Below are 12,866 nucleotides of genomic sequence, written 5' to 3' on the forward strand. Positions count from 1 at the left end.
ACTCAGTCTTATTGATTTGTCTTTCAGCATAAACCCAAATTCATGATAAGGGGTGTTGATTTGCATCTACCATCAACTTTCTGTCACTACCTTACTCACCACTACTTCAATTATGCCTATTTAATTGTACATAAAAACACCACAGCATACGCGCTTTACTCTATAAGGACGCGTTACCGTGGTGCCACCTTAGTTAACAATACTTTGTTCACTCATACTTTATTAAAATTTAAAATTCTAGACCCAATTCGATTAATATGTTGTGCCAATTTACATCACCCATTGGCTTTCTATTTGCTACAAATCATATTATCTACTTCATTCATAGAATTGTTTGATATTTCTTATAATTCAGTATAATACAAAACTCTATTTTATTTGTCAACAATCAATTATAAATTTATTGGCGATAAACAATATGCGTATAAAAGATTTTGAGTTGCATTAATAGACTCAATATGAGTTCTTTCAAGCGCGTGAGATGATTCAATACCAGCACCAAATAAACCATGACGAATGTCTGCACCTGCTTTTAGTGCTGCTGATGCATCAGAGCTATAATAAGGATAAATATCAACTTTATAAGGTATGTCATTAATTTTACATAAATTTATTAAATGTGATTTTAATTCTCTATGATAAGGACCTGATCCATCTTTAGCACAAATCGATACAGTATATTCATCTGAGGTTTGACCATCGCCTAGCGCTCCCATATCAAATGCAATAAACTCTACTATCTTATCCGATATTGATGCATTTGCACCATATCCTATTTCTTCGTTATTAGAAATATAAAACTGAGTCGTATGTGGTAATTGCGTTTCTTCTTGTTTAAGTTTCTCAAGCAGTTCTAGTATCATTGCTACACTTGCTTTATCATCTAAGTGTCTTGATTTAATAAATCCTGATGATGTAATTTCAGTTCTGGGATCAAAACTTACAAAATCTCCCACTTCAATCCCTAAATCTCTTGTCTCTTGATCAGACGTTGTTTTTTCATCGATACGAATTTCCATATGTTCGCCATCTCTAGGTATTTCATGATTATTTCTGTAAACATGGACACTTGTTTCATGCAAACAAATCGTTCCTGTATATACTTGTCCTGAATCAGTTTGTATCTCACAATACTCTCCTTCAATCGCGTTATATGTAAATCCACCTATTAAACTAATAGATAATCGACCATCTTCTTTAATTTCTTTGACCATCGCGCCTAGTGTATCTACATGGGCAGTAATGCATCTTTGTTGTTCATCATTTTCACCTTGTACTTCGATAATTAAGGCACCTTTATTTGTTGTCTTAGTATCATAACCTAACGCTTCAACCTTGTTCTTAACATAATTAATTGCTTCCGTAGCATTACCAGATGGGCTATTAATTTCTGTAAGTTCTTTTATTGTTTTCAATACTTTTTGCGTCATCATTATCTCCCCTTTTTTAAAATAATTATTGATAACATTTTATCGTATTTATAGAACTATCACTATTAATTCATTTTACTATTGTTTATCTGCACACTCTACCTTACAATGTACATATTCTGAAAATTTTGAAATAAGGTGATTCATCATGAAAAATATTTTATTTATAGGACTCGGTTTGATTGGTGGCAGTTTAGCAAGTAATTTAAAATATTATCAACCTAATCTAACAATATCAGCATTCGACGCTGATAAAGATCAACTTGAAAAAGCATTATCAATAGGAATAATTGATAAAAAAATTGAAGACTATAGTGAAGGCGTAAAAAATGCAGATATCATCATTTACGCTACCCCAGTACAACAAACTGAATTATACTTAAAAGAATTACCTAATTATCAAACACAATCTCATTTAATTGTAACTGATACTGGTAGCACTAAATCTAATATTCAAAGCTATGAAAAGTTTCTCTTAAACAACAACATTCATCTTGTAGGTGGCCATCCTATGGCTGGAAGTCATAAATCTGGTGTTCTTAATTCAAAAAAGCATTTATTCGAAAATGCTTATTACATTCTCGTTTATGATGATGCACGTAATGCTGAATCGGCTAAAAAGCTACAAACATTGTTATCAACTACATCTGCAAAATTTATAACAACATCGGCACAAGAGCACGATTATGTTACTGGAGTTGTGAGTCATATTCCACATATCATCGCTTCAAGCTTAGTTCATTTGAGTGAAACAAACTCAAAGAATCATACTCTAGTAACACAATTAGCAGCTGGTGGCTTTAGAGATGTCACACGTATAGCTAGTAGTAACGCAGATATGTGGAGAGATATTACTTTTAGCAATCAAGAAAATATATTACACCTATTAGAAATGTTGCAACAACAGTTAGATTCAATTTCATCCCATATTCGTTTAAATGATACTAACGAAGTCCATAATTTCTTTTCAAGTGCTAAAAAGTTTAGGGATCATCTGCCCGTTAAACAACAAGGTGCACTAAGTATTGCGTATGATCTCTATGTAGATATTCCAGATAAATCAGGTATGATTAGCCAAGTAACTTCTATTTTGAGTTTACATAATATTTCTATAAGTAACTTAAAAATTCTTGAAATTCGTGAAGATATTTTAGGTGCTTTGCAAATTAGCTTTAAAACTCCTGAAGATCGTGAACGAGGTATTAAGGCGCTCAGTGATTTTGAAACATACATTCTATAATAATGTCCTCCTAATACAATGAAGTGCGCTCGATTTCTTTTAAATGCTCATTTCATTGATAGGAGGATATATTTTACATTTTATGCCCTGCCATTAAGCCCAAGCGACCATGCTTTGTTCCAGCATCAGTGTAAGATATCGCTTTAGATACGATTCCCTTACCATATTTGTTTTGTAAGTAATCAATGGTTTTAGCTAGCTTTTCATCTCTTCTTCTTTCATATTCGTCTATAAATAAGTTAAGCTGGCGGTCTTCCTCATTAATAAGTTGGGTCAATGATACGCTCAATGTTCGATACAGTGCATTCTTATCACACAATTGATTCGCATAATAATTGACTACTTTATAGATGTCTCGTTCTAAGTTTGTCGCATCTGTTAGTGTATATTGCTTATGAACACCACCGCCTTCTGTATAACCAAATGAAAAGTGAATTGTTCTTGCCAGTTGTTTACGTGCTCTTATTCTACTAGCAACGTCTTCAATTAATTCTTGCATTACAATTTTCGACTCCTCAAACCGATAATCTCTCATCAGTATTTGGCTTTTACATATGGATGGATTAGTAACATTATATTTTTCTCTCAATTTACTTTGATCAATACCATTAGCATGTAAATGCATATCTATCCCTAATACACCAAAATCTCTTTTAAGAAATCTGTATGGATATTGAGCTAGATCTCCAACAGTTACAATCCCTTTCTTATTGAGCTTTGCTTCTGTTTTCTTGTTAATGCCCCAAAAATCACGTAATGGCGTAATTTTCCACATCTTTTGTGGGACATCATGATATCTCCATTCTGTAATACCATTGGATGTATGTTTTGCTTCAATATCCATCGCGACCTTACTTAATAACATGTTTGACCCTATACCAATAGTGCAGTATATCCCTGTTTTATCTTCTATTTCCTTTTGTAATCTTTCTGCAAATGATTGTACAGTAGAGTTAAATCGATGATAGCTATCAGTCACATCTAAAAAGAATTCATCTATACTGTATTGATGTAAATCTTCTCCCGGTACATATTTAAGCGCAATTTTAGAAATTGCTATTGAAACTTCTAAATATTTTCTCATGCTAGGATTGATAATATAAATATCATTACGATGCGGAATCTCGAATAATCTTGACCCTGTTTTGATACCAATTTCTTTTAATTTAGGTGTGGCTGCTAAAACAACCGATCCTTGTCTTTTAGTGTCTGCAACTACTGCTAACTTTGTTTCTAGAGGATCCAATCCCTTTTGGATACATGACACACTAGCAAAAAAACTCTTTTGATCGATACATAATATGTCTCTTTCTTCCAATAAATTATAATCATACATGCCAAGATACCTCCCTTATTCATTTTTATTATATACGAACACTTGTTCTATTTCAATAAAAATAAGAACTAATGTTCTCAAATTTCTTTTGGAGTACTGTCCTAAAACATGCTATACTATGGATGAAATTACTTATTCAAGGAGGAAATAATATGCCAATCATCAATGTTAAATTGTTAGAAGGACGCTCAGATGAACAATTAAAAAATTTAGTAACAGAAGTAACAAATGCAGTTGAAAAAAACTACTGGAGCTAACAGAGAGGCAATTCATGTGATTATTGAAGAAATGCAAAAAAATCACTATGGCGTTGCAGGAGTTAGAAAATCAGACGCAGAATAAAACTTTGATTAGTTTACATAATAATATTATGGTATTTATTAAAAGCGTAAAAAAAGAGTGCACCCAATTGAGTGCACTCTTTTACGTTTTAGTTATTTAGAAATTCTTTGACAGCTTTTTTATTTTTCTCCTTATCAATCTCTAAGGCACTGCCATCGTTATTTGTATTAATATTCTGGTACGAATTATTAATTGGAACCGTAAGAGATTCTACGTTCTTATCTCCTCTTATACCGTAACTAATACCTGTTTGGAAGATAGCTGAATTTGGCATACTTGTATTAATATAGCCCCTTAATATACCAGCTACTTTAGGCAATTTTATTACTGAGCTAGGTGTAACTAACTCTTTTTTCAACGTCTGCATAACTTGTTGTTGACGTCTAACTCGCCCAAAATCTCCTTCCTCATCATGTCTAAATCTCGCATATCCAAGTAATTCTTTACCGTTTAAACGATGATGACCTTTTTTTAAAGATACGCCAATATTTTCAGACATATCTTTTTCTACGTCCATAGGAACGCCATTAGGTTCTAATTCATCAATCATCTTTTCAAAGCCCGTAAAATCAATGACTGCATAATATTCAGGATTAATACCTAAATTCTTATTTAAAGTCTTTCTAAGAAGTTCAGGTCCGCCAAGTGAATAGGCTGCATTAATTTTATAATTCTGATATCCAGGTATTTCCGCATAAATATCACGCATCACTGACATCATTTTCATTTTCTTATGAATATAATCATATTGAACTACCATGATGGAATCTGAACGCGACTTGCCACCGCTAGCTTTGTCAGCACCTAACACAAGTACAGAAATCTTACCGTCATTTTTTACTGGTCCATTAAACTTATGTACTTTGATATCTTTTGCATGTTTCTCAGCGTAATTAACACCACTACGATAACCATGGACAATATAGATAATAGCTGTGATTAGCAATATCAATATAATCAAAATGATAAAAGGTAATTTACGTAGTTTTTTCTTATTCCGTCGTTTAGAAGGTGTCTGTGCGTCTGCTTGTCGTCTGTATACTGTCTTATCCTTCTCTTCTGTCATATTTACCTACCTTACGTCTAGTAAAAATCTTCAAAATTGTATATCTATGTACTATAATTATATATAATTAAATTATAGAAGTTGCTTTAAAAAATCAAGTAATTTTTAAATAAATGGTACTAAGGTCCAATGAAAGGATGGCATAAATGAATATTAATACAGCATATTTTGCTGGTGGGTGTTTCTGGTGTATGACCAAACCTTTCGATCAATTCGATGGTATAGAAACAGTAACATCTGGCTATATGGGTGGTTCAACTCACAACCCTACTTATGAAGATGTGAAAAGTGGGACCACAGGACATTATGAAACTGTAAAAATTGAATATGATGTTGCATTGTTTTCTTATAATAAATTATTAGAAGTATTTTTCTCGGTTATTGATCCCATTGATGATGGTGGCCAGTTTCAAGATAGAGGTTCACAATATAGAACAGCTATATTCTACACGAATGAGGATCAAAAAAGACTTGCTGAGCAATACGTTCACCAACTCGAGCAAACAATTCATTCAGAAAAAGCAATAGCGACTAAAATATTACCCGCTTCAACTTTTTACAAAGCAGAAGAATATCATCAAGATTTTTACAAAAAGAACCCTGAGCGATATGCTCAAGAACAACAAGACCGAGCAAACTATAAATCCAATTAAAGTTTTAAATAATTAAAGGCACCCTTCAAAGTGATTATCACCCATTCACTTGTTGGATGCTTTTTTTACAATTATTTATGACGAATAACCCTCATTACTTTTAACATACTATACCATAGTGAACTATCTTTTCTATAAACCAAAAATCTTGGTTCCCAATTTGGACTATATTTTTCTTTGTACTTACGTAGTCCTTGAAAGCGATATAGACCATTGAAGTGTTCAAATACACGCCCAGCTACACGCTCTCGAGGGTAAGAGTAATTTAATTGACCTACATTTGATAAAGTTGCCATACCCATGTTAAATGCTTTATAGCCTTTATCTTTACCCCAAAGTAACATATGTAGATATAGGCCATCCATTAAAGGTAAATCTAAATCAGGTAACCAACGAATTAAATCTACTGAAATAGCTTCATTATAATAAGTAGGCATTAAAGTGCAAAACGCAATGACTTTACCTTCTTCATTATTCATTATTCCAATAGGTGCTTGTTGTAAATACTCTTCTGTAAATTGACCTACTGAAAAATGCATTTCATTACGTCCATCTAGCCATTGATCACTAACTTGTTTTAATTGAAAAATGAGATCTTTCGAAAAAGGTGGCTCTAAAATTTCAAATTGAATATTTAAATCATCAAATTTATTAAGTGTTGCTCGGAAACCACGACGTTTCTTTCCTGATGTCGTAAATTGAGTTAAATCTATAATGGCCTCTTCACCAAGTTTGAAAAACTGATTACCAAAATTATGATATAGCGGCATAAAGCGATCTGACACTTGATAGAATATAATGTCATAGCCTAACTTTTCACCGTAGTTATAAAAATCAATAAGTAAAGACTGAAACGCCTTCGTATCACCGATTGGATCTCCTAACACAACAAGAGCGTTACCTTTGTAGCGATACATTAAAAAAGCTTGTTGCGCTTCATGCATAAAGACATCTTTATCTCCACTATAGATTAAATGACTTAAATAATTGCCACCATACGTTTCAATAATTGATTTACATCTCGATAAATCTTCTAATTGGTGTGGTCTAGTGTATCTAGACCCCAATAACCATGCGACGATACCTACAAGTATGACTACTACAAGAATCGTTAACCAGAAATAATATTTCAATAAAGAAGTATCCATTTCAATGTGGTAAATATCAAGTGCATATAAAGTTTCTGAAATTATAAAATGATTAACATACAACACTAGCATACTTAAAATAATTGTAAAAATTAAACGTTTTAATCTGAATGGTCGTTTCATCACTTTAGAACGACGATAAGCGAGAACAAGTAATACAAATATTAATAAAATCCATGATAAAAGAATTAAAGATGCATAAGTATATACTGTTGCACTAAATATTAAAACAAGTGAAATCATTACAAACAAAATAGCACGTCGGCTTTGTTTAAATACACCTCTAACATTGATAAGTAATAATAAGCAAGCACTTGTATGCACAGATAACATAATATAATATGCGAAATGATGATCGTCGTATAAACCATCATAAACAATTGTAATGTTATTAATAAAGAAAACAAAACTTGTTATTAGTACTAACGTAGCTAAGGCAAATGACGGAATCTTGGCAATAATATCTTTTTGATAAGAGAATAAAAAAGATGTTACATCTCTTGCAGGTACAAAATATTTAGATTCTTCGAAGTATTTTCGCGCAGATGATCCAAACTCAAATGTAGATAAAACAAGTGCAATAATAACTGGTACAAAGTAATAAGCGAAACGATATAATAATAACGCTAATAATACTTTTTCTTCAGGAACACCTAAAGACTTAAGACCTAATAATACAACTAAATCGAAAGCACCGAAGCCACCTGGTATGAAACTAACCAATCCAGAAAGAGCAGCAATGATGAATATACCGATAACAGTCGTGAATGCTATGTTAATATCTACAATAACTGTTGATAAATAGAGTACTGTCGCAGCTGCAAGCCACTCAAAACTTGATACTAATGTGCAATAAACACCTAAATATTTATTGTTGCGATCAATAGGGTTAATCATGGTATAGGCAATAAATAAAGGTAAAAATAATGCAACAACATATAAAATCCATCGAACCCAACTTACTTTATTTATTATATGAGAAGCATCAAAAATATGTAACACGACAAGGATTGATAAAAGACTCAAACCCGTTAACATAGAAATCAGTATGATTGAAATGGCATGAACTAATTTTTTTCTATCAGTTGTATAATTTTTATAAATAAATGCTCTAAATCCAGCCCCTATAAATCCACCAAAGCCAACAATGGCATTAAGTGCATTAATGATATAGCTAATTTTAAAAACCCTAATAAGCGGTATATCCAGTTTTAACCCTTTTACTAAGATAAGATCATACAAACTTAGTAAAATCATAGCTGAACCACCGCAAATGAATAAGCCAACTAGATACCAACGATTAATTTTGCTAAATGCTTCAAGTGTTTGTTTAAAATTAATGTGTGCTAATTCATGATATAGCGTTGCAACAACTGCTATAAATAAAACTGCAGCAAAAACAAATTTGAGTATTGATAATAATCTATTCTTAAGTTCTTCAGTCATGTCATACCTCTACCTTTACCTACGATTATTTAAAAATATATCATACCTTCATTTGAATGAACATATGAATATGTATAACTCATACTAACAGTATTGTAATGTGTGTAAGATTAAATACTTTTAAAAAAAGGACGGGAATGAGACAGAATCCAAAATGAATTCATTATCTCATTCCCGCTAAGGTAACTAAAACTGGGAAAGCTAGATAAACTGGCTTTTACACTTAATACTCGTTTAAAGTTTATTCAGCTTGAGTATATTCTTTAGTTTCTTCTTTTTTAATTTCATATTCTCCTGAATCATCACCATAATAGTTGTTATAACGACGTTTAAATAATAAGAATAGGTGTGAGACTAATACTTTAAGTATTGCATAACCAGGTATACCTAAAATAACACCAACAATACCTAATAAATTACCAGCACTCAATAAGATGAAAATAATCGTTAAAGGATGAATTTTCAATGTTTTACCCATAACATTAGGTGAAATGAAATGTCCCTCAATAAATTGAACAAGCGTCCATACTACAATTAATTTCAATAACATGAATGGCGATGTAATAATCGCTATAATGATGGCTGGTGAAATAGCGATCGTTGGTCCTAGATAAGGTACAACACTAGTAACAGCAGCTATACAAGCAAGTACAAGACCGTAATCAAGACCAATAATTGAATAGCCTATAAAGAGTAAGATACCAATACAAAATGAAACAATAATTTGACCTTGGATATATGATCCAACTTGTACACTCATTTTTTCCATTAAATCATGGTAATCTTTTCTAAATTTAGGTGGCATAATCTTCGTTGAATACTCTTTAAATTTGTGACCATCTTTTAACATGAAGAATAATACAAAAGGTGTTGTGACAAGAACTACACCTACATTAACAATAGCTTCTGCAAAACTTCTAATTTTAGTTCCAAATCCATCAAAATAACTCGAAACCATAGAAGGTATCTTATTGGAAACTGAGTCTAACCAATCTTGTATTTGAGTATAAAATGATGATAAGAAAGAAAAATGTGTGACTTGATCTATTGCGTTATTAAATTTATCTACATATTTAGGGAAGTTGTTAGCTAAACGTGTGATTTGATCTCCAATAAGCGGAATTAATAAATTAATAATTAATGTCGCTCCACCAACAATAGCTAAAAATACAATAATGATTCCTAGTAATCTTGGAATATTATATCTCTCCATCAAATTAATCACTGGATTAATAAGATAGAATAAAATAAGCGATAAAATAATTGGTGCTACAATTGTATTAAATATGATGATAAATGGTTCAAAAACATAAGAAACTTTATCAAATATAAATATTACAATACCTATGAGCACTAATGAAAGCAAAGCAAATAATAAATCTTTACCGCCTAAGAATTTCATAAAACGCGTTTCTGTAAAACTAAATTTTTTTGCGTTTTTTTCTTCAACTTGCTTATTTTCAATTGCCATGTTTTTCACCATACCTTAACTTACTATTAAAACTAAAGCTATTTTACATCATAACACAAAAAATAATTAAGTGTTCCTTAGTTATGCGATGAACTTATTTGATTTTCAAAATGATAAATATGTAAAGCAAGATACACAATTTCGGAATCATCGATAGGAATATTCAAGTGCTTTTGAATCATTTTTGAAATTTTAAAAGCAGTATTATATGCATTTGGGTAATGATTTTTAACCATATCTATAAAAACATCTTGAGCATATATATATTCTTTTTTATTAAGTCGTCGAATTAAAAATTGAATATGTCTTATAAAACGTTGATATTGAACCGTATGATTATCGATTTCATGATTTAAATCATTTTCAATAATAAGTATACTTTTACTAATCAATTTATTGATCAAAGACATCTCATGTATCGTTAAATCCTCTGTGTTTGAAGCAATGTGTAATGCAATAAATCCAATTTCATCAGGTGGGAACTTAACATCTAGTCGTTGATTTAATTTATCAATAACTTGACTTGCAATAGCGTACGCACCACTATATAAATGTTTGGTTTCGATAGCAAATGGATTACTAATAATTTGATTTTGTTTTAATCTTTTATATGCAAATATAATATGATCAGTCAATGCAACAACAAGGTTTTTATCATCTGTAGTATGAGTTGTACTTGTAATAAAATTGACTGCTTCAATAATCGCTTGTAGAACATCTTCATCGGCAATTTCAACTAAAGATTTGTAATATTCTTGTTGTTGTTTTTGCTCTAATTTATAAACCTTTTCTATTGAAGCACTTTCATCTAAAGTCATTCCAGCCTTTTTATTAAAGCCAATACCTTTTCCAATGAGTATGACCTCTTGATTATTATAAGTGCATATGATGACGTTATTGTTTAAAGCTTTAGAAATGGTATACTCACTCATCATAATCACCTTTCTCTGTAATATATGAATTATAAATCTATTTATTAAAAATGAAAAGATTTCTAACTTAATGTAAAAACTCCTTTCAACGTTTTGAATGAAAGTTTCAACACATTGAAAGGAGTATGAATAAATTTTATTTTAATCAATCAATTAAGCGATTATTTTTTAGGTAGTTGATTTTCTCTACCCCAAGTTTCAATACCAAATAAGTTAATTTCAAGATTCTCTGGTTTAAACACAGGTTTCATACCAGCTTTACGTTGTCTTTGGTAATCTTTCATTACAGCTATCGCTATATTTGAAAGACCAATTATAGAAATCAAGTTAACAATTGCCATTAATCCCATGAATAAATCGGCAGTACTCCAAACAGTTTCAGTTTTTACTACTGATCCAACAAATACTAATAAGACAACTAAACATCTAAAAACAAACATAACTACTTTGTTTTTAGATAAGAACTCTATGTTAGATTGACCATAATAATAGTTACCAACAACAGAAGAAAATGCAAATAGCGTAATTGCGATTGTTAAGAAGATACCTCCAGCTGAACCTAAATGTTCATTTAATGCTGATTGTGTAACTTGAACACCTTGAGGTGCATTTTCTCCAAATTTTAATCCTGAATATAAAAGAATCATAATCGCTGTGGCTGTACAAACTAACATTGTATCGAAAAATACACCTAGTGATTGAATTAAACCTTGTTTAACTGGATGTGGCACTGCCGCTGTTGCTGCTGCGTTTGGCGCAGAACCCATACCAGCCTCGTTAGAGAATAGACCACGTTTAATACCTTGAAGAATCGCTGCACCTACAGCGCCTCCTGTAACTTGCTCGAAACCAAATGCACTCTTAATGATTGTGCCAATCATCGGAACAATTTGATCGATATTTAATAATAAGATAACTAAAACCATACCGATATAAATAATAGCCATGATTGGAACAATCAATGAAGATAATGTCGCGATACTGCGGACACCACCAAAGATAATTGCTGCAGTAATAACAGCTAAAATAATTCCTGTTACAACTGGACTTACGTTGTACTGTGTGTTTAATGATTCTGCAATCGTATTAGATTGAACAGTATTAAATACAAACGCAAATGTTATTGTAATTAATATTGAGAATAAGATACCTAACCATTTTTGGTTCAAACCTTTAGTTATGTAATATGCGGGACCCCCTCGGAATCCACCTTCTTTGTCATGAACTTTATAAATTTGAGCTAAAGTTGCCTCCATAAATGCACTTGCAGCACCGATAAAAGCAATTACCCACATCCAAAATACTGCGCCAGGACCACCTAGTACAATTGCCGTAGCTACACCTGCAATATTACCAGTACCAACACGGGAACCAGCACTAATTGCAAATGCTTGGAATGGCGATATACCTTTTTCACCACTATTCAATGTTTCAGGTTTTTCAGTTAAAGCTCTAAACATTTCCGGCAACATACGTAATTGCACGAATTTAGAACTAATAGTAAAGAAGAACCCTACAGTTAATAGCAATCCAATTAAATATTGCGACCAAATTAAATCATTACCTACCTGAACAATTGTTTTAAACCACCCAGGTATTAAATTATCAAAATCACTCATTAAATCCCTCTCATCTACAATAAATTAATATCCTAAGATATACTACAAGAGATTTATACTGTATTGAATAAACCCAATAAAATAATACTAGTACATATTACGTTTGAGTGTTATACAACATCAATATAAATCTCTTGAAAGATTAAAATTGGTTAAAATAACAAGTTCAATTTTATCATTTTC

At 31.5% G+C, this 12,866-nt stretch carries 9 protein-coding genes and 1 pseudogene; 3 read left to right on the forward strand and 7 right to left on the reverse strand.

Annotated features, from left to right (window positions below):
* Positions 1–392: 392 nt before the first annotated feature.
* A complete protein-coding gene (locus SBL16_RS05280) occupies positions 393–1,430 on the reverse strand; it encodes a M42 family metallopeptidase (RefSeq protein ID WP_107612232.1) in 1,038 nt (345 codons plus the stop codon).
* Between the two features lie 148 nt (positions 1,431–1,578).
* Between SBL16_RS05280 and SBL16_RS05285 the strand changes: the two genes are divergently transcribed.
* A complete protein-coding gene (locus SBL16_RS05285; RefSeq protein WP_107612233.1) occupies positions 1,579–2,670 on the forward strand; it encodes a prephenate dehydrogenase in 1,092 nt (363 codons plus the stop codon).
* Positions 2,671–2,743: 73 nt separating this feature from the next.
* Here the strand turns inward: SBL16_RS05285 and SBL16_RS05290 are convergent, their stop codons facing one another.
* On the reverse strand, positions 2,744–4,006 hold the full coding sequence (locus SBL16_RS05290) for a Y-family DNA polymerase (RefSeq protein ID WP_037537127.1): 1,263 nt from the start codon (positions 4,004–4,006) through the stop codon (positions 2,744–2,746).
* A 152-nt stretch (positions 4,007–4,158) separates the two neighbouring features.
* On the opposite strand from SBL16_RS05290, the pseudogene SBL16_RS05295 reads away from it, so the two are divergent.
* Positions 4,159–4,348, forward strand: a pseudogene (locus tag SBL16_RS05295) (2-hydroxymuconate tautomerase).
* A gap of 88 nt (positions 4,349–4,436) precedes the next feature.
* Here the strand turns inward: SBL16_RS05295 and SBL16_RS05300 are convergent.
* Entirely contained in the window at positions 4,437–5,414 is a 978-nt protein-coding gene (locus SBL16_RS05300; RefSeq protein WP_107612234.1) for an LCP family protein, read from the reverse strand.
* A 146-nt stretch (positions 5,415–5,560) separates the two neighbouring features.
* Here SBL16_RS05300 and msrA point away from each other — a divergent pair, with 146 nt between their 5' ends.
* Complete coding sequence (gene msrA, locus SBL16_RS05305) at positions 5,561–6,067, forward strand: peptide-methionine (S)-S-oxide reductase MsrA (RefSeq protein WP_011275839.1); 507 nt, start codon at positions 5,561–5,563, stop codon at positions 6,065–6,067.
* A 71-nt stretch (positions 6,068–6,138) separates the two neighbouring features.
* Here msrA and mprF read toward each other — a convergent pair whose 3' ends face one another.
* The 4 genes from mprF to SBL16_RS05325 form a co-directional block, all read right to left on the reverse strand.
* The gene (mprF, locus tag SBL16_RS05310) at positions 6,139–8,661 is read right to left on the reverse strand and encodes a bifunctional lysylphosphatidylglycerol flippase/synthetase MprF (RefSeq protein ID WP_107638452.1); all 2,523 of its coding nucleotides are present in this window, start codon (positions 8,659–8,661) and stop codon (positions 6,139–6,141) included.
* Positions 8,662–8,902: 241 nt separating this feature from the next.
* The gene (locus SBL16_RS05315; protein ID WP_037537130.1) at positions 8,903–10,132 is read right to left on the reverse strand and encodes an AI-2E family transporter; all 1,230 of its coding nucleotides are present in this window, start codon (positions 10,130–10,132) and stop codon (positions 8,903–8,905) included.
* A 77-nt stretch (positions 10,133–10,209) separates the two neighbouring features.
* A complete protein-coding gene (gene glcT, locus SBL16_RS05320; RefSeq protein ID WP_053017916.1) occupies positions 10,210–11,064 on the reverse strand; it encodes a glucose PTS transporter transcription antiterminator GlcT in 855 nt (284 codons plus the stop codon).
* A gap of 161 nt (positions 11,065–11,225) precedes the next feature.
* Positions 11,226–12,683 (reverse strand): alanine/glycine:cation symporter family protein, encoded by a 1,458-nt coding sequence (locus SBL16_RS05325; RefSeq protein ID WP_107614265.1) that lies wholly within the window; start codon positions 12,681–12,683, stop codon positions 11,226–11,228.
* Positions 12,684–12,866 lie beyond the last annotated feature (183 nt).

It is taken from the genome of Staphylococcus sp. NWU MK-U1, from assembly GCF_033283505.1.
GTDB classification, from domain to species: Bacteria; Bacillota; Bacilli; order Staphylococcales; family Staphylococcaceae; genus Staphylococcus; species Staphylococcus haemolyticus.